This is a genomic window from Pseudomonas sp. CFBP 5748 (genome assembly GCF_053850495.1).
This window is the reverse complement of sequence record NZ_JBSPTN010000005.1, coordinates 87,260-109,523: the sequence shown is the minus strand read 5'-3', so window position 1 is coordinate 109,523 and position 22,264 is coordinate 87,260. Positions and strand designations below refer to the sequence as shown.

The window sequence follows — 22,264 nt, the reverse complement described above, 5'->3', positions numbered from 1 at the left end:
AGTAGAGTGTAAAAGCTGGAGCAGGCCATAGCACAAGTGTGCTATGGCGGTGAGCAGGTTAGCGAGGATGACGCTGTATATAACTTTTTGACCATTACACTTATATTTTTATACCGTTGCTTTGTAGGGAGACAGGCTCAAGGCCGACCCATCTACGGTTTGTTTTTTTCTGGCCAGGCGCCACTGCTGGGATAGTTGGAGAGTTGTGCGGCGGCGGCCGCGCGGGTCGGGACTCCCAGGGCTTTGAGCAAGCTTGAAACATGGATGCGAACCGTGAAAGGTGAAATGCCAAGTGCCTTGGCGATTTCCTTATTGGTCTTGCCATCAGCCACCAAGCCCAGCACTTGGCGCTGGCGCGCGGTCAGTTGAGTAAGCGACGCCGACTGCAAGTCGTCCAGGATCGAATTTTCCGAGTGGTACCTGACGATCACTTCGCCTTCGCGAATTGCCATGATGGCTTCGGCTATGCCGACGGGGTCGATATTCTTTCCAATAAAACCGTCTGCACCCAGTGACATCACCTGGGAAATAATGTCGATGTCGTCAATCATTGAAACCACAATGATTGAGGTGCGTTTGAACTCGTTGCGCAAATGCCCTATGACCTGCAGCGATTTGATACCGGGGAAGCGCAAATCAAGAATCAGCGAGTCCACTTCCGCACCCGACCGCGCGAGCGCCAATACCTCATCAAGGTTGCCGGCTTGTTCTATGGACGCCGTCGGTAGAAGTCGTTCTATGGTTTTCAGCATCCCTTCGCGAAACAGTGGGTGGTCATCGGCCACTATTACCCTGCACGTCATGCTCAAGATCCTCCTGATCTTCTCGTTTGCTCATCGTAACCTAAACTGGAAACGCGGGTTTCAGGTTTGAAACAACCATTTGTGTGGGCATGCCGTCACGACTATGACGCAAAAGAATAGCCAGGCTGATCAGCGCCCATTGAGGTCGACGGTCGGGGGCTTCGTTTGCCTGGTTTGTGGCTGTGCCCGCTGGAGGACGACGCCAACGGGCTGAAGGTTTCGGGCTCTGATGCAATGCAGCCATTGGCGAGCAGCGCGGCAGGAAAATCCCGACGGTGATCAGGGGCGCAACCGTCCTCGAAACGCCCCGACGGGCCTGGGTGTGAGAACTAACGGTTACGAGGCGCGGGGTTTTTATGAACTAGCAAAGCGAATCAGGATCAAGAGTTCAGCACTGCAGTTTTTAAAAATATCCGTACCCGCATTCAATGGGGTTAATCCGAGCTGGGATCGCTGACTCAGGATGATAATTTTTCGGTCGACAGACAGCAGGGACGTTTCAGCCAGGCGGATTGAGGATTGATTGATGTCGAATGTTGAAGAGCTTGCCAGGGAAACGTTTACCCTGAGCGAGTACGACAGTTTGGTTTCCATAGGAACAAGCGCGCTCGAGGCCATTCCGGGTGCAGTGTATCTCTGTGATCGCCAAGGCTGGCTCGTCCGGTACAACAGCGAGGCCGCCGAGCTGTGGGGGAGAACCCCGGCATTGGGGGAGAGCGGTGATCGTTTCTGCGGCTCGCATCGACTTTATTTGACAGACGGTACACCGCTGGCTTTTGAACATTGCCCGACGGCCTTGGCACTTGATGGGGGCGTTGCGACGCGCAATCAGGAAGTCCTCATCCAGCGCCCGGATGGCTCGCGGTTCGTGGCTCTGATGAACATCCGCGCACTTAAAGATCGAGAGGGGGCGATCCAAGGCGCGATCAATTGCTTTCAAGACGTCTCGGCGCACCATGCCATGGCCGAAGAGCTTCGGTGCAAGAGTGCCGAGCTTGAGGACTTTTTCGAAAACAGCGCAGTGGGCCTTCACATCGTCAGTGGTGACGGAATCATCCTGCGTGCCAACAAGGCTGAGTTGGCGCTGCTGGGGTATTCGGCGCAAGAGTATTTGGGGCGCCACATTACGGAGTTTCATGTAGATGCGCCGGTTATTGGTGACATCCTCAATAAACTCGGCAGCGGCGACTGTCTGGAAAGTTATCCGGCGCGCCTAAGGGCCAAAGACGGTTCGATCAAGCATGTTGCGATCACCTCCAATGGACGGTTCGAAGAAGGCAAGCTCTTCAACACCCGCTGTTTCACGATCGACGTCAGCATCGCCCAGCGGATGGAAAGCCAGGTTCGCGAGAGCGAGCGGCATATGCGTAACCTTCTCGAGGCGTTGCCCGCCGCGGTTTATACCACCGACGCGGAGGGCCGCATCACCTTCTACAATCGCGCGGCTGTCGAGTTGTCAGGTCGCACACCTCAGTTGGGTGAAATGTGGTGCGTGACCTGGAAACTGTTCAACACGGACGAAACCCCGCTTCCCCATGACGAGTGCCCGATGGCGGTGGCCTTGAAGGAAAACCGGCCGATTCGCGGTGTCGAGGCGATCGCCGAGCGGCCGGACGGCACCCGTGTCCCCTTTGTTCCGTATCCCACACCGCTGCATGATGGTGACGGCAATTTGGTGGGGGCGATCAATATGCTGGTCGATATCACCGAGCGAAAACAGGCGGAAAACCGGCACAAGACCCTGATTGACGAGCTTAATCATCGGGTCAAGAACACCCTGGCCACGGTGCAATCCCTGGCGGCGCAAACGGCGCGCAACGCCGAGGACGCTAAAGACGGTTACTACCGTTTTGAAGCCAGGCTTCTGGCGTTGTCCCGCGCCCATGATCTTTTGACGAGGCGGCATTGGGGCCATACACCCCTGGATTCCCTTGCCCAGGAAGTGCTGATGCCGGTATTCGGCCATGAGCCCAGTCGTATCAACGTCCAGGGTGCTTCAGTCGACGTCAGCACCCGGATCGCGCTCAATCTCACGATGACCCTCAATGAACTGGCAATCAATGCGCTTAAATACGGAGCGATGTCTGTCGAGACGGGCACGCTGTCAGTGACCTGGACGGTGCAACCTCAACCGGACGGAGCGTTGCTGACCCTGGACTGGCGCGAGCACGGAGGGCCTGCGGTGTCACCGCCAAAACGAGAAGGGCTGGGGTCTCGTCTGATGAAACGCTGCATCGAGCGCGATTTGGGTGGGAAATTTGAGCTCAACTTCGTCCCGCTGGGCATTTTCTGCCGGTTCTCGTTTCTGATCGGCGCGTCCGGGGCATGAGCCCATTCGCTGGAGTCAGGGTGCTCGTGGTCGAGGACGAAGGCGCGATTGCCATGATGATCGAGGAAATGCTCGATGAGTTCGGGTGTGAAGTAGTGGCGTCAGTGGCCCGGCTCGTCACGGCCCTTGAAATAGCCAGCTCGGCGGAAATTGACCTGGCGATCCTGGACGTTAACCTGGCGGGCGAGCGTGTTTTCCCGGTTGCCGAAATTCTCCGCGATCGCGGCATCCCAATGGTATTCAGCACCGGATACGGCGCCAGCGGGCTGCCGAGCGATTTCGCCCAGCACCTGGTCCTGCACAAGCCGTTTTCGCAAAGCGCCTTGCAGCAAAAAGTCGCGCTTGCACTGAGGCGCTGACCTCCAGCTCCAAAAGGGGTCGCTACCGGGCCTTGGATTTCCCCGTCAACCGCTCTGGAAGCCGCCATTTCATTTTATGAAACGGTGGATTGCAGTTTGTGCGTATTCCTGCGAAGACGCTTTGGGAAGAAGATGGCCTCACCTGCACTGCATGCCTCGGCAAGAGACGTAGCGCAGCTTCCCTAATCGTAGCGCACTGGCCCAGGCTGCAATGCGGCGGGCGCGAGGAGTAGCTGATGAACGAAGCCTCGAAACCACCATCCTCGCCCTGGCATGAAGGTGAGCTGACATTGCAGCGCTCTGTCGGCGCGGTCGACATGATGGCCAGCGTTGGCCAGCGGCAATTGGCCCGCACCTGGATGCCGGATCAGCACCGGGAGTTCTACGCCCAGTTGCCCTTCGTGGTGTTGGGTACCGTGGATCGGGAAGGCGACGTGTGGGCGACCCTGCGCACCGGGCAGCCCGGCTTCATGCAGTCGCCCGACCCGCAAACCTTGCGCATCGATCTCAAGCCACAGCCCAGCGACCCGGCCCAGGAGGGCATGGGCGAGGGGGATGCCATCGGTATGTTGGGTATCGAGTTGCACACCCGTCGACGTAACCGCATGAACGGCAATGTGCGCCGTCAACTGGACGACGGCCTGGAGATTTCAGTGAGTCAGGCCTATGGCAACTGCCCGCGCTACATCAATCTGCGCCAGTATCGCTTTGTCGAAGAGCAGGCCGCCGAGCCTGTTCAGTTGGCCCCGACAGACCCGTTGGTACGTCGCCTGGTCACGGCCGCCGACTCGTTTTATATCGCCACCTATGTGGTTCGCGACGGCGAGCGCCAGGTTGATGCGTCCCATCGTGGCGGTAAGCCGGGGTTTGTGCGCATGGACGAGGACGGGACGCTGACCATTCCGGATTTTTCCGGAAACCTGTTCTTCAACACCCTGGGCAACATCCTGCTGAACCCGCGTGCAGGACTGGTGTTCGTCGATTTCCAGAGCGGCGACCTCCTGCACATGAGCGGTTCGGCGCAAGTGCTGCTGGACGACCCGCAAATCACCGCGTTCCAAGGCGCCGAGCGGCTGATGCGCTTCACGCCGCAGCGTATTGTCTATCGCCCGGCGGCGATTCCCTTGCGCTGGAAAGATCAGGCCGAAGGGGACTCGCCCAATTCATTGATGACCGGCAGTTGGGAACAAGCCGCCGAGCGCTTGCAGGCCGAAGCCGTGCGTAGCCATTGGCGGCCACTGCGGGTCGAACGCGTGGTGGATGAAAGCCACAATATTCGCTCTTTCTATCTGCAAGCGGCTGACGGTGCTGGCTTACCCCGTTTTGAAGCCGGCCAGCATCTGCCTGTGCGGGTCTTGCTGGAAGGACAACACGCACCGTTGATTCGAACCTATAGCGTCTCCAGCGCGCCGTCGGATGACTTCCTGCGCATCAGCGTCAAGCGCGACGGCTCGGTGTCTTCGCACCTGCATGAGCAGATTCAGGTGGCCCACGAGATTGAAGCGCGAGCGCCCCAGGGGCATTTCACCGTCCAGCCCACCGAACGGCGTCCGTTGGTACTCCTGGCCGCCGGCGTCGGCATTACGCCGCTGCTGTCGATGTTGCGCGAGGTGGTTTACCAAGGGCAGCGCATCAGCCGCATGCGCCCGGTCTGGCTGGTGCAAAGCGCGCGCTCGGTGGCTGACCTGGCGTTTCGTGACGAGCTCAATGAGTTGGCGGCCCGCGCCGGTGACAAGCTGCGGATACTGCGCATGGTCAGCCAACCGCCCGCCGAGGCGCCGGCAGGCGAGGGCTACGACGCGACGGGCCGGATTGACGTGGGGTTGCTCAAGCAGTTGCTGCCCCTCGATGACTACGACTACTACTTGTGTGGACCGGGCAGCTTTACCCAGGCGCTGTATGACGGACTGCGTAAATTGCGCATTCCTGATGATCGTATCCACGCCGAGACCTTTGGCCCGTCGACGCTTGTCCGCGACGCCGAAGTCAGCATGCCAGCGACACCGCAAACGCCGGCGGCGAGCGAAGCGGTGAAGGTCTTGTTCGCCACCTCCGGCAAGGAAGCGCGCTGGGAGCCCGGCAGTGGCACCTTGCTCGAGCTGGCGGAGGCGCGCGGCTTGAGCCCTGAGTTCAGTTGCCGCGGCGGCTCCTGTGGCACCTGTAAAACCCGGTTGAAACGCGGTCAGGTGCATTACCTCAATAGCCCGGCGGAGCCTTTGACCGAAGATGAGGTGCTGATCTGCTGCGCGGTGCCGGCCCAGGGCAGTGAGACGTTGGTGCTGGAGGTTTGAGAGAGCGTCAAACCGACCGGCCGCTGACTATTTCAAATAGTGGAATGCTGGATTGTAAAAGCTGGTGATTCCGCTGTTTGGGATAGGAGGGGAGGATAGCGCCATCGACGCGATTCCCGCCTCGACCCCAAAAAACAACATGGAGTACGTCATGTCTCAGAAAGCGATCAAGCTCTATCGCCATCCGTTGTCTGGTCACGCCCATCGCGTCGAGTTGATGCTCTCGCTGCTCGGCCTGCCGACCGAACTGATATTCGTGGACCTGATGAAGGGTGAGCACAAGACCCCCGAGTTCCTGGCCATCAACCGGTTTGGTCAGGTACCGGTGATCGATGACAACGGCACCGTCCTGGCGGACTCCAACGCGATCCTGGTTTACCTCGCGGCAAAGTATGGCAATGGCCAATGGTTGCCGAGTGACCCGCTCGCTCAAGCCAGGGTTCAGCGCTGGCTTTCGGTGGCCGCTGGGCAGATCAACTCGGGCCCCGCCAACGCGCGATTGATCACAGTGTTTGGCGCGGGCTATAACGCCGAGGATGCTATCAATCGTTCCCACGCCTTGCTGAAAGTCATGGAGAGCGAGTTGGGGCAAAGTGCTTTCCTGGCGGCTGACAAACCGACTATCGCCGACGTTGCCGCATACACCTACGTGGCGCACGCCCCGGAGGGCAATGTCGCGTTGACCGACTATCCGCATGTCCGTGCGTGGCTGGGCAGCATTGAAGCGTTGCCGAATTTCGTTGGCATGCAACGGACTGCCAAGGGCTTGCAACACGCTTGATTCAAGCCGCTGGGGCTTGCCGTGAAGCATCTTGCGGCAAGCCCCATTACGCCGCGCGGTAGCTGCTCCACCAAAACGGGATCGCCCATGGATCGCTTTCAGGAAATGCAGGTTTTTATGGCGGTTGCCGAGGAAGAGGGGTTTGCCGCGGCAGCCCGTCGCTTGCATATTTCCCCTCCGAGTGTGACGCGAGCCGTCGCTGCAATGGAAGAAAGGATCGGCACCCAGCTGTTATCCAGGACCACCCGCAATGTGCACCTGACCGAAGCGGGGCAACGCTACCTGGAAGATTGCCGGCGGATTCTCGGCGAGCTCGAAGAAGCGGAGGAGGCCGCCGCCGGCAGCTACCTGATACCGTGCGGATACCTGACCGTCACGGCACCGGTCCTGTTTGGCGAACTGTACGTGGCGCCACTGCTGACGGATTACCTTGATCAATTTCCTTCGGTGCATCTCAACGCATTATTGGTCGATCGAGTGGTGAACATGGCTGACGAAGGGATCGATGTGGCGATACGCATTGGTCATTTGCACGATAACGCTCAGCACGCCATCAAGGTCGGCGAAGTACGTCAGGTGATATGCGCCGCGCCCGAATATTTCGAGCGGCACGCAAGGCCACGGCACCCGGCAGAGTTGAACACAGCCAAGATCGTGATGTCTTCGGCCAGTCACTTGCTGAGCGATTGGCAATTCATGGATGGCGCCAAGCCATTGAGTTTACGGTTTGATCCGCGCCTGGTGGTTACCGCCAATCAGGCCGCGATCAATATTGCGTGCCTGGGCTGGGGAATCACGCGGGTATTGTCCTATCAGGTGGCCAGGCACGTCGCTGACGGATCGCTGGAAGTGGTGCTCGAAGATTTTGAGCTGCCGGCGCTGCCGATTCATGTGGTGTATCAGAAGAGCAATCGGGTGCCTGCCAAGGTGCGTACCTTCGTCGACTTTCTCGCTGATCGGCTCGGGGCCGACGTGACGCTCAAATCGCTCGGCAAGGGCGTTGGCTGATGGGACGCCACCATGAAATGCTGATGTTCCACGCGATTTCGCAAAGCCCGAGCCTCGCGTCAGCCGCCCAGCGCCTTAACGTATCCGGCCCGACCGTCGTGCGTGCCATTGCTCGGTTGGAGGCCCGACTCGGCGTCCAATTACTGTCGCGAAGCACTCGTGGGGTGCTGCTGACTGAAGCCGGTGCGGCATTCATGGCCGATTGTTCACGTATCCTCAAAGAGGTCGATGAGGCCGAAGCCTGCGCCCAGGGCTTGCATGTCCAGGCGCAGGGCAGTCTGACGGTGCTGTTGCCGTTGCTCTTCAGTCGCTATGTCATGGCTCCGCTGCTGGCCGATTACATGGATCTGTACCCCGAGATAAGGGTGTTCGCGCAGTACCATGATCGTATTGCGAACATGAATGAGGAAGGCTTGGATGTGGCCGTGCTGGTGGGGCATTTGCCCAGTTCTGCATTGATCGCACGAGCTGTCGGCAATGTTCGCTCGATCGTTTGCGCCAGCCCGGCGTATCTGGCTGCTCATGGTGAACCCGTCGTGCCGCAGGATTTGCGCAATCATCGACTGATCGCCACGCAAGCCAATCAGGACAGGGTTCAATGGTCTTTCCAAATGCAGGGCGAGCCAAGCAACATCAGGGCTCGCACGCGACTCAGTTGCGCGACATTACAGTCGGCCATCGATGCCGCGACGCATGGGGCAGGGGTGACGCGTTGTGTGAGCTATCCGTTGTACGATTATTTGAACAGCGGACGATTGCGCAGGGTCTTGCAGCCCTATGAACCGCCCTCGACGCCAGTCCAAGTGGTTTACCGTGAGAGACGTAAAGCTCCAATGCGCGTGCGCAGTTTCGTCGATTACATTGTTGAACGGCTGCGCGAGCATCCGGCCATGAGGCCTGATGTCTGCTAAGGAGCCCAGTCAGTTTCAAATTGCGCGCCGCACTCTTCCGGGTGCTTGGCCATAGATATCCTTGAATTTCTTGCTGAACGCCGCCTGGGATTGGTAACCCACCTGCACTGCGATGTCGCTCAAGCCGAGATGTGAATGGCTCAGCAAACCGAACGCCAGCTCCATGCGTACTTGCGTCAGCAATACCCACGGTGATACCCCGGCCACTTGAACGAATGCCCGCATGAAGGATGCGCGGGACATGTTCGCGGTCTCGGCCAGGCCTTGAATCGTCCACTCGTGCGCAGGGTCCGCCAGCATCGCCTGCCAGGCCCGGCCCAAACGTTTATCGCCCAGCAGGGCCAACGAGCCGCTGTCCTGGCCATGGTTTGCCAGGTGCGCGCGCAGAATCAGGGTGAACAACGCCTGGGAAAGCGCGTCGAGCAAAAACCGAGCGCCGACCTTATCCCCGTCCGCTTCCCCTCGAATGACCTCGACCAACGCTGGTAGTGGCCCATTGGCCGGCAAGGCGCCGCTGGGAATCACCAGGTATTCGGGCAGGGACGCAAACAGCAGGGAGGCGCGGTTGAAGTGAAAGCCACCACAGAGCATGTCCAGCTCCGGGCTGGCGCCACCGATGTGATGTATCGGCAGCATGCTCCCCGGGACGATGTCTGGGGTGGTTGGCGCTACTGTCTTTCCAGGGCTGTGCATGAGGTGCCGGGCCCCACGAGGCAGCAGCAGAATGTCGCCTGCACGCATGGGTAAACGCTGCCCGTCGGGAAACTCTACCCGGCATTCTCCTGCCAACACGATGTGATAGGGCGCTTTGCCCAGCGCTTGCTGCTCATGATCCACAGCCCAATCGCCCTGGAACTGACAACGCAGATCCAGGCTGCCGCGCACATTGGCCAGACTGATGAGTTTATCGATCGCATTCATTTGAGCGTTTCGCAAAAAAAACTGAGTGGATTGAACAAACCCGAGCTGCGCCAGGGTGAAAAACTGAGTGCGTCGAAACAGTACACCCAACCCACTCAGGAGTTAATGCCATGTTCAATAACTGGTCCGAATTATTGCCCACTATTCAGAAAGCCTTCGGCGCACTGGGCAAGAGCAACCCGAAAATGGTCAAGGCCTACATGGCCCTTGGTGAGGCCACCAGCGAGAACAACGTGCTCGATGCGAAGACGCGCGAGTTGATCTCGATCGCCATCGCTGTCACCACCCGCTGCGACGGTTGCATCGCCGCGCACACGGACTCGGCGATCAAAGCCGGTGCAAGCCGCGAGGAAGTGACCGCAGCCCTGGCCACCGCGATCTCGCTGAATGCGGGGGCTGCGTACATTTACTCGCTGCGTTCGCTTGAAGCCTATGACGCATTGAACAGACCGGCGTGATTGCACGCCACATCTGGCCCCAGGCGCCGCAAGGTGCCGGGGCTTTTCAACTCATTGTTTCATGCCATGCAATTAAGTCATGCGGTCCCTGATCCTTCTCTAAACCCTGCCTGCCGACGAAACTGACCCCAGACGCAACGGACCTTCTCAGGCCTGGGCAGCGTTCTCTATCCACCAGGAGATTCCTCATGAACGACACCCTCCATGCCTGCGCCGACAGCCCTTGGCCAGAGTCTTTGAACGTAACCCACAGCGAGTACGAAAGTGGGTTTTTGCTGCCGCAACTGATGGGCGCCTTAGCCAGCGAGTCTGCAGAGTTGGGATCACGGAATCTGCGCCAGGGGCGAGGGATCACGGCAAGCTTCTGGAGCGAAGTGTTTCGCTGGGCTGGGCGTTAAGGACAGGTTTGTGCTAAACCGTTTGATCGGTCGATGCCAGCTTGCTGGCAGCCAACTTGTCTAGAAGCACTTTTAAGGGACTGATCATGAGCCTCCACGGCCAGTACGATTCGCAGAACATTTTTGCGCTGATCCTTCGGGGCGAAGCGCCGTGCTACAAGATTTATGAAGACGCCGACGTCATGGCCTTCCTGGATATTTTTCCTCAATCCCGCGGTCACGTCCTGGTGATCCCCAAAGCCTCCCAGGCCCGCAATATTCTGGATGTCGAACCCGCTACGCTCGGGGCGATGATGTCGGCCGTGCAGCGGCTCACTCGCGTCATCGTGGATGAATTGGAGCCGGACGGCGTGCAGGTCGCGCAATTCAATGGCGCTGTGGCCGGGCAAACGGTCTACCACATTCATGTGCACATCATCCCGCGCTGGGAGGGTGAAGCACCTGGGGAGCATGGAAGAGGAAAGGCCGACCCTGAGGCGCTCAAAGTTCTGCAGGCGCGTTTGGTAGAGCGCATCAAGCGCTCTTGAATCCCGCCGCGAAAGTCCAGGGACTGGCGTTGACTTGCCGGGGGCTGGCGTAGCCACATTCCTGGCGAGCATTCGGTTTCCATGCCCTGATGATTCCTGATCAGTTCATAAGCCCGGCGTGCCAGTTGTTTGGGTTGGGGATTCGTGGGGTGGGTATGAGAACCGTTGCGGATACCGGGGATCGCGACAGCGCAGCAGATCGGGCGTTGAATCCGGTGGTGCGCTTGCATGTAGGGCTGGAGAACGTCGAGGCGTTGGTCGAGGATTTTCGACGGGGGGTCGCTGCGGCGGATGCTGGATGATGGGCGCGCCGAGGGGGCGCCGGCCCCTCGGCTGTGTCTCGAATATTGCTGATAGGGAGAGGCGTTTTGGGGCGAGATCAATTTGCCTTTCGCGACCATGAGTTGCTTGCGGCATCATCAGGTCCTCCTTGATGTAGAGCCTGAAATAATCGCTTGTCCAGGCACATCGACTCGCTAGCGCTCCAAGCACCTCCAAGGCTGATTACTCGAGCCACGTATTGACCACCCGCCGATCCAGCTCCTCCCAATCCGCCATGCCCAATACCCGCGTGGTGTTCAGCCCACGCAAATAACCGCGCAACTGGTTGGCGGTGGCCCGCGCCAGTTCCGGGTCGGGGGCGTTCTCGCTTAACAGCACGGTTTCGTACTGGACCAGGTACTCGGCCACGCGGTCACGAAAGTCGGGCAAGACAGCATCGCGGATCAGATCAAACGTTCTCAAGGAAAAGTCCTCATCATTTTTTTAGTGGTGATCTTAGTGTGTATCTGTCTTCACGGCGCGTAACTATCGCTAGAGGTGATAGTGACCATTACGCAACGTAAGTTCTGCTTTGTCGGAGATCGGTGGAAAATCACCTCCATCGAACACGTCGCCCCAGACATCTGGGCGCTTGATGACCGAACCCTTTGTTTTCAGGATAGATCGATGCGCTCTTTATTTGTGCTTCTCATGACGTTTGCCTCGCTGTCGCTCGCCGGTTGCGCCTCCGTGCCGAACGACCCGACCCTGACCTTGCAGACCAGCAAGACACCGGCCCAATACGCCGAATGTGTCGTGCCGAAATTGCAGGGCAGCGCATTGAACCCAATGGTCTCGCAGACCCAGCGCAGCTACCGGATCGTGGTGCCGAGCAAAATCTCTGCGGACAACGTGCTGGAAGCCTACAAGTCTGGCAACGGGGGCAAGGTATTCATCTATGAGCGGCATCTGCTGGCTTCGAACCTGCTGCCTTCGAGTTTTGGCCGCGCCGCACAGGACTGCATCTGACCCCGGCCCGTAAACGTTTTTCACCGTGCTCCTTTGGTTGGCCGCAACCAACCAATTCCTTGCCCCGCACCGTATTCGGTTGCGGGGCTTTTTTTTGTCTGCTTGGATCAGATTCGCGAGTCGTCTGCCCTGATGAATTCGATGAGCGCTTTCAAGGCCGGTGGCACGTGGCGTCGGCTGGAGTAATACACAAAGAAGCGGCTCGGTGGGGCTTTCCAATCCTGGAGTATTTCTCTGAGATGCCCGCGGCGGATGTCGTCGCGCGCCAGTGCCTCGTAGACGTAGGCTATTCCAGCGCCATCTTTCGCGGCTTGGATCATCAGCCCATCGTCTTCCAGGATGAGCGGGCCGGTGACGGATAAGCGTATCGGCTGACCCTCGGCCTGATACTCCCAAGCGTACAGTTTGCCGCTGGGAAAACGCCTGGCAATGCACGCATGATCGAGCAGGTCGCGGGGTACTTGTGCGACCCCTTTCGCGGCTAGATAGCTCGGTGCGGCAACGGTGACGAATGACTGGGGGGCGCCGACAGGCACTGCGATCATGTCGCCGGCCAGGTTTTCCCCAAAGCGGACTCCCGCGTCGAACCCGTCGTTGACGATATCGGTCAAGCCATCATCGGTGATCAGCTCCAGCTGAATGCGTGGATACCTGGCCACGAAGGGCGCGAGCACTTGCGCAAACACAATGCGCGCCGCCGGACGTGCCACGTTGAGGCGTAGTTTGCCGACGGGCACTGCCTGCATCGAGGTCAATTGCGCCAAGGCCTCGGCAACCTGGTGCAGGGTCGGCGCCAGCGTTGCCAAAAGCTGCTGGCCGGCCTCGGTCGGGGTCACGCTACGCGTGGTCCGGTTCAGTAGCCTGACGCCCAGGCGTGTTTCCAGCGCGCGCATCGCGTGACTCAACGCCGAAGCCGAGACGCCACGTTCGTCGGCGGCCTTGCGAAAGCTGCGATGGCGAGCGACGGCGGCAAAGGCATCGAGTTCAGAGAGGTCGGGGTGCTGACTCATGAATTTTGTTCAGTAGTTCAAAGAAGATTACCTATCTTATCTTCATCAGATTGCTCCCGGATACTGCCTCCATCATTCGTGGAGAGGTCGCTATGCAAAAGAATCGTCTTGGCTCATCGCAGTTCCTGATTTCGCCGATTGGCCTGGGAACGTGGGCCATTGCCGGCACCGGTTGGGAATACAGTTGGGGCGCGCAGGATGACAACGACAGTCTGGACGCACTGGAATATGCCATCGAACGTGGGGTGAACTGGATCGATACCGCTGCGGTTTATGGCTTGGGCCATGCCGAGCAGTTAGTCGGGCAATTGTTGCGGCGGGTGCCGGCCTCGCGACGTCCTTTGGTGTTCACCAAAGGCAGCTTGGTCTGGGATCCGGTCACGAAGGCGATTGCGCACTCGCTGGCGCCCCAATCGTTGCTCGCCGAAGTCGATGCCAGTTTGCGCCGGCTTCAAGTCGAGGCCATCGATCTCTATCAGATCCACTGGCCCGCTTTTCCGGCCGACGCCAGCAGCGAAGGTATTGAAATGGCGCTTTCGGCTTTGGCAACGGCCCGTGACCAGGGAAAAATTCGCGCGATCGGTGTCTCGAATTTCGACGTTGCTCAACTCAAACGAGCCCAGGCGGTCACCGAGATTGTTTCGCTCCAGCCGCCATACTCCGCGTTGATGCGCGATATCGAGAAGGACGTCCTGCCATTCTGCGAGCAGGCCGGGATGGGGGTCCTGGCCTATTCCACGCTTCAATCGGGGCTGCTTTCCGGCAGCATGACCCGCGAGCGCATCTCGCAACTGCCCGAAGACGATTGGCGCAAAGCCCGAAGTGCTGACTTCCAGGAGCCCCGTTTGAGCGCAAACCTGGCATTGGTGGACGTCATGGCACGCATTGGCGAACGGCATGGGGTCGGCGCCGCGGCAGTCGCCATCGCCTGGGTACTTCGTCAGCCGGCTGTAACGGGCGCCATTGTCGGCGCCCGCCGTCCCGCACAAGTGGATGGGCTGATTGCAGGTTCGCAGTGGCGCCTCAGTGCTGCGGAAATCGAGGAGATTCGACCGTTCCTGCCGGCGGGCATGGGAACCAATGTCCCGGGCGCCGCCGCCTGACCGATTTGATCGAGGTCGACGACCCTGAGCGGACACTCGCCAACGTCACCTCAGGGTCGAAGGCTGCTTGCTCCGTTATTGCAGCGGAACATACACATCGGTCTGCCATTGATCCTGCGGTGTCTCGGGATAGACGCTCAGGTAATGGAAGAACAGCGGCTGGTCACGCAGTTCCTCTCCACTGGCAGGCAGCCAGTCGCGGTAAATCGGATAGATCGTTTCGCCGATGTGATCCGGTGACCCTACGTGCCGCACCACGGCGCAGCGACCGCCAGGAATGACGGTTTCATGCACGCCGAATTCATTTGGCACCACGGCCTCGTGAATCTCGCCGCAGATGGCGAAGCGGAATGCTTGTGGAGGTGTCGTATCGGGGTTGCCGTAGGGAATGCCAAAGGAGCGACTCGATGCCACCGGCGACTGGCCGCTCTGCATACGCCACTCGATGAACTGGCGCACGCTCTCATTGACGAGCCCGGGGGGGCCGCAGTGCTCGAGCGTTGCTACCCTGACTTCAGGGAACTCCACGATTTGTACTTGCATGATGATAGTCCTGGAAAAGTGAGGAATTGCGAACACCGAGTTCCAGACCTGCCAGTTCGGTTCCTTGCGGAACGCACTGGGTGTCATACCGAGCGAGCGCCTGAACGCCCTGCAAAATGCCTCGGGACTTTCAAAACCAGCACCGGATGCGGCGTCCAGTACCGAGTAATCGGGCAGGGCGGCGAGGCGATGTGCCGCGCGTCGTAGCCGCATCAGTTGCACATAACGTGAGACCGGCACGCCGACGAACGCGGTGAACTGGCGATGGAAGTGAAATGCCGAGAAATTCGCCACTTGGCTCAGCGTCTTCACCGACAGGTCGCCTTCGAGGTTGTCATCGATATAGGCGAGTACGGCGTTGAAGCGTTTTGTGTAGGCGAAGTGGGTCGGCATGTCAGACACTGGAAAGGCTCTTGGAAGTACGGTCGCAATAGAATCGACTATAGCGGGAGGAGCGTGCCTAGCCGCGTTTGCTGATAATCCCATGCGCTTGTAGCAGGCCTGCCAGCTTGCGCTGTCTCGAGTTGCCATGGTAACCAACTTTCGCGCCGAATTTTCCAAGCAAAACCGCAGGTGTTCACCTGCCTCTGGAAGGATTGCACTCACTGCAACAGGTAGACATAACGTAAGGCGGTGCGTCAGATACTGGCTGCAGGATGAGGTCTTCAGCCAGACGCATTGTTCTGCTAAGTCCTGAGCAGGACGAAGCGGACTGGGTCAACGTGCAATTTTATCGCGTGACGTCCGCGCTTTCGGAGGAAATGGTTGAGTCTTGGCTGGGCTCGGTAGCCAGTTTCAAACGGTCCGCTTTACTGATGTATTTGTCCTTCTTTGGCGGTGCCAATTTGGCACTGGCCTTTTTAGCGTGTGCTTGGAGCAACTGTTTTATTTTTTTACGACGATTCATGTTTTCTACTCGGCTTTGAAGTCTTGGATGATGACAGAGGTTCCGGCTGATTGCTGTCCTTTGAGCAACGAACCTGTTCGGCTATCGCAGGAAAGCCGAGGTTGAGTTGACTCGTCCTGGTTTGACTGGCCGCCCAGCGCGATCAATCGGTTTCAGACACGGCCCAGCACTAGCGTCGCACGCGTCCCCGTCGGGCTGCGATTTTCCAACCTGACTTGTCCTCCCAACCGATCGGCGATGGCTTTTACGATGGCCAGGCCCAATCCGGCGCCTTGGTCATTGCCGCGGCTGTAAAAGCGTTCGAGGAGCCGATTGGACTCGGACTCATCGATGCCCGGGCCTTCGTCCTCGACCGATAACTCATAATGGTTGCCTGCTTTGGCCAGACGCACCGTAATCTGCCCCTGGGCGGGGGAGAAGTTGGCGGCGTTGGTCACCAGATTGTTCAAGGCAATGTTGATGTCGGCCGGGTCCACCCTGACCGGCTCGATGTCGTCGCTGACATCGAACACCAGTTCAAGTCCCTTGCTCAGGAGCCAGGGTGTCAGTTGAACCAGGCTTTCCCGGACGGTAGCGGCCAGGTCGATAAGGGGAGGGATGCGTGCTCCTGTCTTCGGTTCGATCCGAGCCATGGTCAGCAGTTGATTGACCAGCCGGCTGGCCCGGTCAACGCCGGCGATCAGGTGTTCAAGTGATTCGCGGCGCTCATGTTCGGTGCCGGCCTCCAGCAGGTTTTGCGCATGTACCCGCAGCACGGCCAGGGGGGTACGCAGTTCGTGGGCGGCATCGGCGATGAAGCGCCGTTCGCGTTCGAGCACGTCCTGGATTTGCGCAAGCATGCGGTTGAGCGCCGCTTGCATCGGTTCCAGTTCGCTGGGCAGGGGTGTCAGTTGCAGCGGCTCCAGCGAGCCGCTGTGGCGCGCGCGCAGGGTGGCCGCCATGTCGGCCAACGGCTTGAGACCCCAGCCGATGGCCAGCCAGACCATCGCTGCCAGGATCAGGCTGCCCAATATGTTCGGCCACAGGGTATGGCGCACGATGCGATCGACCAAGTCCGCCCGTACGTCATCGCGTTCACCGACCCAGATGTTCAGGCCGTTCTGTTTGTCCTTGAGGACAAAGGCTCGCCAGTGGCGGTTGTTTAAATCCACCACATCGCTGAAACCGGGTTCGGTCGGCGGTGTGCGGAAGGAGGGGGCGCTGGCGGTATGCACCAGCACTTCGCCCTGGGCGTTCCATACCTGGAAGGCGATTTTGCTTTCGTAAGGATGGCCGTCGGTTCGTGGCGCTGCCTCGCCCAATGCGGTGTTGAACGCCCGATACAGGTCGGCGTGGGCCTGGCTCGCCATCGGCATGTGCATCACGCCTTGGAGCAGGCGGGCGTTTTGTGCCAGTTGCGCGTCGTAGACCTCGGCGATTTCATGATTGCTGTCGTGCAGGTTGAGCACGCTGATCACCGCGAGCCCTGCGAGCATCAGGCCGATGATCAGGGTCAGCGTACGGCGGCGAATCGAAGTCATCGATGTTCCTCCACCAGATACCCCACGCCGCGCACGGTGCGGATCAGCTCGCTGGAGAACTTCTTGCGCAGGTGGTGGATATGCACCTCAAGGGTGTTGCTCTCGGCTTCTTCACTCCAGCCGTACAACAGTTGCATGAGGTGATCGCGGGTCATGACGCGGCCGGGGGGCGAGAGCAATTCGTGCAGCAACTGATATTCCTTGGGCGTCAACACCACGGGCTTACCGAGATAGCTGACCTGCTGTGTGCCAGGGTTGAGGCTGATGCCGGCGTGTTCGATCAGCATTTGTGCGCGCCCGGCACTGCGCCGTAGCAGGGCGCGCAAGCGGGCCTTGAGTTCGGCCAGGTCAAACGGTTTGACCAAGTAGTCGTCGGCACCGGCGTCCAGCCCGGCGATGCGGTCTTCGGTCGCATCGCGGGCGGTGAGGATCAGCACCGGTAGGTTGGAACCGCTGGCGCGCAGGCGCTGAAGCACTTCCAGCCCGTCCATGCGCGGCAGGCCGAGGTCGAGCACGGCCAGGTCAAAGGTTTCGCTGAGCAGCGCGTGCAAGGCGCTTTTGCCGTCCTTGAGCCAGTCGACGGTGTAGCCTTCGCGCCCCAGGGCCTGATGGATGCCTTCGCCCAGGGCCACGTCATCCTCGATCAGTAGTACACGCACACGGACTCCTAGTCAGTTGAGTTTTTTGTTCACTTCAATCAAGAGTGCCTGGATTTCCTTGCGACGCCCGGCATCGGCCTGTTCACGTCCGGGGCGTGGCGCGGCATTGAGGGCTTTCTGCAGGGCGCCTTGGGCTTCAGCGTAGCGTTTCTGACGGTAAAGGTGATCACCCCAGAAGTACAGGCTGTCGATACCGTCGGGGTTGAGTTGCAGCGCCTGTTTGAGCAACTGCTCGGCTTTGTCGGCATCACCGAAACCGATCGGCCAGCCGGGCACCCGGTCATACAGCGCCGCAAGGCTGGTATAGGCCGAGCCTTGCAGGGCTTTCGGGTCGAGGACCAGGGCTTTTTCCAGGTCGGTCCTGGCCTCTTTGACTTTGCTCAAGGCGCCAAGCCCGCCCTGGGCACCGGCCCAACTGCTGGTGACGATGCCCGACCAGATCCAGGCTTCGGCCAGCTCCGGGCGTTCACGGGTGAATGTCGAGGCTTGCGTCGCCAACTGCTCGAACGCAGCCTCGCGTTGTTTTTCCGGCAACTCATATTGAATGTGCGCCCAGCTTTGCTGGATGCCGACGAGGCGTTGCTGGTCAGTGGTATCCAGCGCCCAGGCGCTTTGGCCCATGGCGACGATCATCAGGCCGGCGAGAAATTTTTTCATGGTTTCAGGTGCTCGTTTTCAGGTTTGTGACTCAGGCGACGGATCAGCGGCAATTGCTTGCGCAGGCCACGGTCCACCAGGTTCGGCAGCAGGCTGTTGAGGCGCACGAAAAAGCGCTCCGGCCAGCCCAGGTAAAGATCGCGACGGTCACCGGCGATGGCGTGGGTCACTGCGTTGGCCACCGCTTGCGGATCATCGACGTTGGCTTTGAGTGCATCGTTCAGCGCCTGGGCCGCCGGGCTGTTCATCGAGGTGCGGGTGGCGCGGGGGGCGACGTAGAGGACGCCGACCCGGGTGTCCGCCAGTTCCCGGCGCAGGGCTTCGGAAAAGCCGCGCAAGGCAAACTTGCTGGCACAATAACTGGCGTAGCCGGGGTAGCCGATGGAGCCATAGGTTGAGCCCACGTTGACCACCATGGCGCTGTCGGCTTGCTTGAGCAGCGGCAGCAGCAGTTTGGTCAGACAAATCGGCGCACCGATATTCACCGCCAGCATCGCGTTGACGTCACTGTCATCCAGCTGTTCGAGCATGGCGAAGTGGTTGATTCCCGCTGCGTTGATCAGCAGGTTGACGCCGTCAAGGGCAGTGGCGGCGGCGAGGATCTTGCGGCGGTCGCCGGGTGACGTCAGGTCAGCGGCCACACAGCATAGGTTCTGTGGATAGCGCGCCAGCAGTGGCAGCAGCGATTGCTGATCTCGCGCCACGGCCAATACCCTGGCCCCGGCGGCGCACAGTGCAGCGGCGATGGCCTGGCCGATGCCGCCGCTGGCGCCGGTCAATACCACGCGGGCGTCACGCAGTTGCATGGTGAGCCTCCGTGTCCCGCGGTAAACCCCGGAACATGTCGGTATAGAGCCGGTACACCACTTTAGAGGCGTGGATTACCGCCGCTTGATCCTCCGGGTCGTCGAGTTCGTTCATCAGGCCGCGATAGGTCTGCATGTGCCCGATGTCGAGGGATCCGTGGGAGCTCAAGTAGCTGAAGGCGCTGGCCGGCAACGCCAAGTGCTCACGGATGCTGTCCGCCGCGTGGGTGGCCAGGGCGATACTGGTGCCTTCCAGCACGTTGACCATGCCGAACAGCCCCACTGGGTTGCCCCGGGCGATCAGGTCGTAGAGAAAACTGACCATCAGCTCTATCGGCAACGAAGGCTGGCCGTTGCGCACGGCATTGCGATCACCGCCGCAGGCGACGATATCGTCGAGGACCCATTGTTCGTGGCCGTATTCTTCATCGATGTACTCGCACACCGCTTTACGCAGCCATTCAAGGTGAGCGGGCAGGCGCGCGCCGCAGGCCATCATCAGTGGCACGGTGTGGCGCACGTGGTAATAAGCTTCGACGAGAAACGCCCGGTAGCTCTCCAGGCTGACCTTGCCGTCGAGGGCGTCACGGATGATCGGCAAGTTGAACAGTTCGTGGCGTTCTTCTTTCGTGGCTTCTTGCAGGGTGTCGAAAAACATCATGATGCGGATTCCTCGAAATGGGCGGATTCAGTCAGTTGCACGCGGTACAGCGCGACGATGGCGTCGCGTCGCGGGCGGCCATTGGCGGTCAACAGGCCGTTGGCGGCGGTGAAGGGGTGGGGCAGGCGTGTCCAGCGATGCACCTGGGCATAATCGGGCAAGGTCTCGTTGGCCTCGGCCACGGCGGCGGTCAGTTCTGCGTCGGTGCAATCCGGGCGGTGAGGCCACAGCAGGGCATGATTGCGCGGCAGCGCTTCGCCGTAGACAAAGGCTTGGGCGATGTGTCGACGCTGGGTCAGTTCGGCCTCGACCCATTCCGGGTTGACGTTGCGCCCATAGCTGGTGACGAACTGGTGTTTTTTGCGGCCCTTGAGGTAAAGAAAACCATCCGCGTCGAATTCACCCAGGTCCCCGCTGGGCCACCAAGCCTCGGCGAAAGGGGCATCACCCAGGTAGCCGAGCAGGGTCGACCCCTTGATCAGCACTTCGCCGTCTTCGGCCAGGCGTATCTGGATATGGGGCAGGGGCTTGCCGACACTGCCCGGACGCTGTGCATCGGGGCGATTGAGGCAGACCACCGAGGCGCATTCGGACAGGCCGTAACCCTCGTAGACCGCCAGGCCGACGCTTTTGGCGCGGTGCAACAGGCTCTCTGAGACCCGCGCGCCCCCCACGGCGGCAAAGCGCAATTTGTGCGGGGCGAACGCTTTCTGTTCGGCGGCGCTGACCAGTATCTGCAAGAGCTGTGGTACCAGAATCAGGCTCTCGGGGGCACGACTGGCCAAACACGCGAGCAGGCGCGGAGTGTCGACACCGCTGGCACCCTGGATGCCGAGGCTTTTCTGGCTCGGTACGCTCAGCGTGGCGCCGGCATACAGCGCCGCATAGCAGCCGAGGTTTTCCAGCAGGATCGCCAGCGGCAACAGCGCCAGGTGATGCTGCGGGTCGGCGGGTTTGCTGGCGTGATCGAGCTCGCGCGCGACCCGCAGCAGGCTTTCGGCACTCAGGCATACCCCCTTGGGGGTGCCCGTGGTGCCTGAAGTAAAGGTCAGCTTGGCGGTGCCGGCGGGCATCCGGTTCGGTCCGGTGAATGTGCGATGCCAGAACTCGCCATTTTTTTCATAGCCGGCGGCGAGCAATTCGGCGGCCAACTCCGGTTCGGCAACGACCCGTTCCGCCTGGCTTTGCTCCAGGCAGTGGGCACGTTGGGTCGGGCTGAAAAAGGGCGGCAAGGTCACACAGGCCAGGCCTTCGAACAGTGCCGCCAGGTCCCAGAGCATCGCTTCGACGCCGTTGTCCAGCGCCAACGCGATGACGGATACCTGTTCATCGCGCAGACGTTGCTGGCGGTACACCACCTCGGCGTACAGTGTGGCGTAATCGAGTTTCAGCTGATCACCCCACAGCGCGATGCGCCGGGTGTGGCGCTCGGCATGGCTACGCAGGGTTTGCCGGAAGCGCTGCAGTTCAGGCGACATGACAGGTGTCCTCCAGGGAGGCTGGCAAGCCCAGTCGGGTGAACAGGCCGATGTTGCGCAAGTGAATGAAACCTGCGCGGATATTGCCCACGTGTACCCAGGGTTTACTTTCGTAGTAGCTGCCCCAGCTGTGGCGTTCATCGCCCAACCGCGCCGGGTCGGCGGCGCACAACGTCACGGGTTTCAAGCCGAGCCGGTGGAAGCTGTTGACCAAGCCGATGTTGCCGGTGAAGGCCACCCATTCCAGGCCACCCATGGCCAATAGATAAGTGATGGCGATGATGCTCAGCCGAGCGCTGCCGGTGTCGCTGGCGGCAAGGTTGCCGACTTCGACGATCCCGGCGCGATCCACCGGATGCCCCGCGGCGGCGCCGATCAGGGGCTCGATCGGCTCGTCCAGGTAGCGCTCCAGAAACAGGGATTCGTCATTGGCCATGCGCACCCCGGCCACGGCACAGAGCCCGTGGTCAGCGTTGCTCAAGCCAAACAGCTGCGGCATGAAATGCCGGATGTCGGCGCCGTGGGCCTTGCGAAAACGCTGCTGGATAAACGCTTCGAACGACGGCCGCTGCACGTCGTCCGGCAGGGCTGCGGACAGGATCATCTGCGGCGCCTCGGCTTGGCCGAAGTGCAAGGGCAGGGGGATGTTCCAGTTGACAATGGGCATGGGCAGAACGCCTCCCTTAATGGATTGGGGAGGAGTATCCGAGGCATTTCTTAACGAAGTCTGAAGGTGAAGAAACTCGCTCTTCAGATTGCCTTAAGACTTTAACGGCAGGCTGGCGACGTCGATTCGCAACTCCAGGATCGAGGCAGTCGAATGATTCGACGGTCGCTCTAACTT

At 60.1% G+C, this 22,264-nt stretch carries 25 protein-coding genes and 1 pseudogene; 13 read left to right on the top strand and 13 right to left on the bottom strand.

Annotated elements, in window-relative coordinates; all coding sequences use genetic code 11:
• Positions 1 to 152 precede the first annotated feature (152 nt).
• Positions 153 to 803, bottom strand: coding sequence for a response regulator (locus ACWNZ1_RS13105; protein WP_265073102.1), 651 nt, complete (start codon positions 801 to 803; stop codon positions 153 to 155).
• Between the two features lie 526 nt (positions 804 to 1,329).
• Between ACWNZ1_RS13105 and ACWNZ1_RS13100 the strand changes: the two genes are divergently transcribed.
• The 6 genes from ACWNZ1_RS13100 (at position 1,330) to ACWNZ1_RS13075 (ending at position 8,482) form a co-directional block, all read left to right on the top strand.
• Positions 1,330 to 3,132: a PAS domain S-box protein gene (locus ACWNZ1_RS13100; RefSeq protein ID WP_456027685.1), complete on the top strand. Its 1,803-nt coding sequence runs from the start codon at positions 1,330 to 1,332 to the stop codon at positions 3,130 to 3,132.
• A 20-nt stretch (positions 3,133 to 3,152) separates the two neighbouring features.
• The gene (locus ACWNZ1_RS13095; protein ID WP_238346638.1) at positions 3,153 to 3,491 is read left to right on the top strand and encodes a response regulator; all 339 of its coding nucleotides are present in this window, start codon (positions 3,153 to 3,155) and stop codon (positions 3,489 to 3,491) included.
• A gap of 236 nt (positions 3,492 to 3,727) precedes the next feature.
• Positions 3,728 to 5,782, top strand: a complete 2,055-nt coding sequence (locus ACWNZ1_RS13090) for a 2Fe-2S iron-sulfur cluster-binding protein (protein ID WP_456027684.1) — start codon at positions 3,728 to 3,730, stop codon at positions 5,780 to 5,782.
• Between the two features lie 151 nt (positions 5,783 to 5,933).
• Entirely contained in the window at positions 5,934 to 6,563 is a 630-nt protein-coding gene (locus tag ACWNZ1_RS13085; protein WP_256453259.1) for a glutathione S-transferase family protein, read from the top strand.
• Between the two features lie 87 nt (positions 6,564 to 6,650).
• A complete protein-coding gene (locus tag ACWNZ1_RS13080) occupies positions 6,651 to 7,571 on the top strand; it encodes a LysR family transcriptional regulator (RefSeq protein WP_265073101.1) in 921 nt (306 codons plus the stop codon).
• Positions 7,571 to 8,482, top strand: coding sequence for a LysR family transcriptional regulator (locus tag ACWNZ1_RS13075; RefSeq protein ID WP_135845807.1), 912 nt, complete (start codon positions 7,571 to 7,573; stop codon positions 8,480 to 8,482). Before ACWNZ1_RS13080 ends, ACWNZ1_RS13075 begins: the two co-directional genes overlap by 1 nt.
• Positions 8,483 to 8,497: 15 nt before the next feature.
• Here the strand turns inward: ACWNZ1_RS13075 and ACWNZ1_RS13070 are convergent, their stop codons facing one another.
• A complete protein-coding gene (locus tag ACWNZ1_RS13070) occupies positions 8,498 to 9,403 on the bottom strand; it encodes an AraC family transcriptional regulator (RefSeq protein ID WP_135845806.1) in 906 nt (301 codons plus the stop codon).
• Between the two features lie 110 nt (positions 9,404 to 9,513).
• On the opposite strand from ACWNZ1_RS13070, the gene ACWNZ1_RS13065 reads away from it, so the two are divergent.
• The 4 genes and pseudogenes from ACWNZ1_RS13065 to ACWNZ1_RS13050 form a co-directional block, all read left to right on the top strand.
• Positions 9,514 to 9,861: a carboxymuconolactone decarboxylase family protein gene (locus ACWNZ1_RS13065; protein WP_135845805.1), complete on the top strand. Its 348-nt coding sequence runs from the start codon at positions 9,514 to 9,516 to the stop codon at positions 9,859 to 9,861.
• A 188-nt stretch (positions 9,862 to 10,049) separates the two neighbouring features.
• Complete coding sequence (locus ACWNZ1_RS13060; RefSeq protein WP_135845804.1) at positions 10,050 to 10,259, top strand: hypothetical protein; 210 nt, start codon at positions 10,050 to 10,052, stop codon at positions 10,257 to 10,259.
• 86 nt (positions 10,260 to 10,345) lie between these two features.
• Positions 10,346 to 10,786 carry an HIT family protein gene (locus tag ACWNZ1_RS13055; protein ID WP_135845803.1) on the top strand — a complete coding sequence of 147 codons (441 nt, stop codon included), beginning with the start codon at positions 10,346 to 10,348 and terminating at the stop codon, positions 10,784 to 10,786.
• A gap of 98 nt (positions 10,787 to 10,884) precedes the next feature.
• Positions 10,885 to 11,088: pseudogene (locus ACWNZ1_RS13050) on the top strand (hypothetical protein); the annotation flags it as partial.
• Positions 11,089 to 11,290: 202 nt separating this feature from the next.
• Here the strand turns inward: ACWNZ1_RS13050 and ACWNZ1_RS13045 are convergent.
• The gene (locus tag ACWNZ1_RS13045) at positions 11,291 to 11,530 is read right to left on the bottom strand and encodes a hypothetical protein (protein WP_256453256.1); all 240 of its coding nucleotides are present in this window, start codon (positions 11,528 to 11,530) and stop codon (positions 11,291 to 11,293) included.
• 204 nt (positions 11,531 to 11,734) lie between these two features.
• On the opposite strand from ACWNZ1_RS13045, the gene ACWNZ1_RS13040 reads away from it, so the two are divergent.
• Complete coding sequence (locus ACWNZ1_RS13040; protein ID WP_256453255.1) at positions 11,735 to 12,076, top strand: YajG family lipoprotein; 342 nt, start codon at positions 11,735 to 11,737, stop codon at positions 12,074 to 12,076.
• Positions 12,077 to 12,183: 107 nt separating this feature from the next.
• Here ACWNZ1_RS13040 and ACWNZ1_RS13035 read toward each other — a convergent pair whose 3' ends face one another.
• Positions 12,184 to 13,086: a LysR family transcriptional regulator gene (locus tag ACWNZ1_RS13035; protein ID WP_135845800.1), complete on the bottom strand. Its 903-nt coding sequence runs from the start codon at positions 13,084 to 13,086 to the stop codon at positions 12,184 to 12,186.
• Between the two features lie 92 nt (positions 13,087 to 13,178).
• Between ACWNZ1_RS13035 and ACWNZ1_RS13030 the strand changes: the two genes are divergently transcribed.
• A complete protein-coding gene (locus ACWNZ1_RS13030) occupies positions 13,179 to 14,189 on the top strand; it encodes an aldo/keto reductase (protein WP_456027683.1) in 1,011 nt (336 codons plus the stop codon).
• Between the two features lie 75 nt (positions 14,190 to 14,264).
• On the opposite strand, the gene ACWNZ1_RS13025 is transcribed toward ACWNZ1_RS13030, so the two are convergent.
• The 6 genes from ACWNZ1_RS13025 to ACWNZ1_RS13000 all read right to left on the bottom strand — a co-directional run bounded on the left by ACWNZ1_RS13025 (position 14,265) and on the right by ACWNZ1_RS13000 (position 19,254).
• Positions 14,265 to 15,134: an AraC family transcriptional regulator gene (locus ACWNZ1_RS13025; protein ID WP_256453253.1), complete on the bottom strand. Its 870-nt coding sequence runs from the start codon at positions 15,132 to 15,134 to the stop codon at positions 14,265 to 14,267.
• 328 nt (positions 15,135 to 15,462) lie between these two features.
• Positions 15,463 to 15,639: a DUF2986 domain-containing protein gene (locus tag ACWNZ1_RS13020; RefSeq protein ID WP_456027682.1), complete on the bottom strand. Its 177-nt coding sequence runs from the start codon at positions 15,637 to 15,639 to the stop codon at positions 15,463 to 15,465.
• A gap of 152 nt (positions 15,640 to 15,791) precedes the next feature.
• Complete coding sequence (locus ACWNZ1_RS13015; protein ID WP_456027681.1) at positions 15,792 to 17,159, bottom strand: ATP-binding protein; 1,368 nt, start codon at positions 17,157 to 17,159, stop codon at positions 15,792 to 15,794.
• Positions 17,156 to 17,818, bottom strand: a complete 663-nt coding sequence (locus ACWNZ1_RS13010) for a response regulator (protein ID WP_135845795.1) — start codon at positions 17,816 to 17,818, stop codon at positions 17,156 to 17,158. Before ACWNZ1_RS13010 ends, ACWNZ1_RS13015 begins: the two co-directional genes overlap by 4 nt.
• 12 nt (positions 17,819 to 17,830) lie before the next feature.
• Positions 17,831 to 18,475, bottom strand: coding sequence for a tetratricopeptide repeat protein (locus ACWNZ1_RS13005; RefSeq protein WP_256453251.1), 645 nt, complete (start codon positions 18,473 to 18,475; stop codon positions 17,831 to 17,833).
• Positions 18,472 to 19,254: an SDR family oxidoreductase gene (locus tag ACWNZ1_RS13000; RefSeq protein WP_406550184.1), complete on the bottom strand. Its 783-nt coding sequence runs from the start codon at positions 19,252 to 19,254 to the stop codon at positions 18,472 to 18,474. The genes ACWNZ1_RS13005 and ACWNZ1_RS13000 overlap by 4 nt, the downstream gene beginning before the upstream one ends.
• Between ACWNZ1_RS13000 and ACWNZ1_RS12995 the strand changes: the two genes are divergently transcribed.
• Positions 19,168 to 19,347: a hypothetical protein gene (locus tag ACWNZ1_RS12995; protein ID WP_406550183.1), complete on the top strand. Its 180-nt coding sequence runs from the start codon at positions 19,168 to 19,170 to the stop codon at positions 19,345 to 19,347. The two genes, ACWNZ1_RS13000 and ACWNZ1_RS12995, sit on opposite strands and share 87 nt — an antisense overlap.
• Here the strand turns inward: ACWNZ1_RS12995 and ACWNZ1_RS12990 are convergent.
• The 3 genes from ACWNZ1_RS12990 to ACWNZ1_RS12980 are packed head-to-tail and all read right to left on the bottom strand — an operon-like array spanning position 19,268 to position 22,087.
• Positions 19,268 to 19,942 (bottom strand): TenA family transcriptional regulator, encoded by a 675-nt coding sequence (locus tag ACWNZ1_RS12990; RefSeq protein ID WP_256453250.1) that lies wholly within the window; start codon positions 19,940 to 19,942, stop codon positions 19,268 to 19,270. The two genes, ACWNZ1_RS12995 and ACWNZ1_RS12990, sit on opposite strands and share 80 nt — an antisense overlap.
• The gene (locus tag ACWNZ1_RS12985) at positions 19,939 to 21,420 is read right to left on the bottom strand and encodes an AMP-binding protein (RefSeq protein WP_135845791.1); all 1,482 of its coding nucleotides are present in this window, start codon (positions 21,418 to 21,420) and stop codon (positions 19,939 to 19,941) included. The genes ACWNZ1_RS12990 and ACWNZ1_RS12985 overlap by 4 nt, the downstream gene beginning before the upstream one ends.
• A complete protein-coding gene (locus tag ACWNZ1_RS12980) occupies positions 21,410 to 22,087 on the bottom strand; it encodes a thermostable hemolysin (protein WP_256453249.1) in 678 nt (225 codons plus the stop codon). Before ACWNZ1_RS12980 ends, ACWNZ1_RS12985 begins: the two co-directional genes overlap by 11 nt.
• Positions 22,088 to 22,264 lie beyond the last annotated feature (177 nt).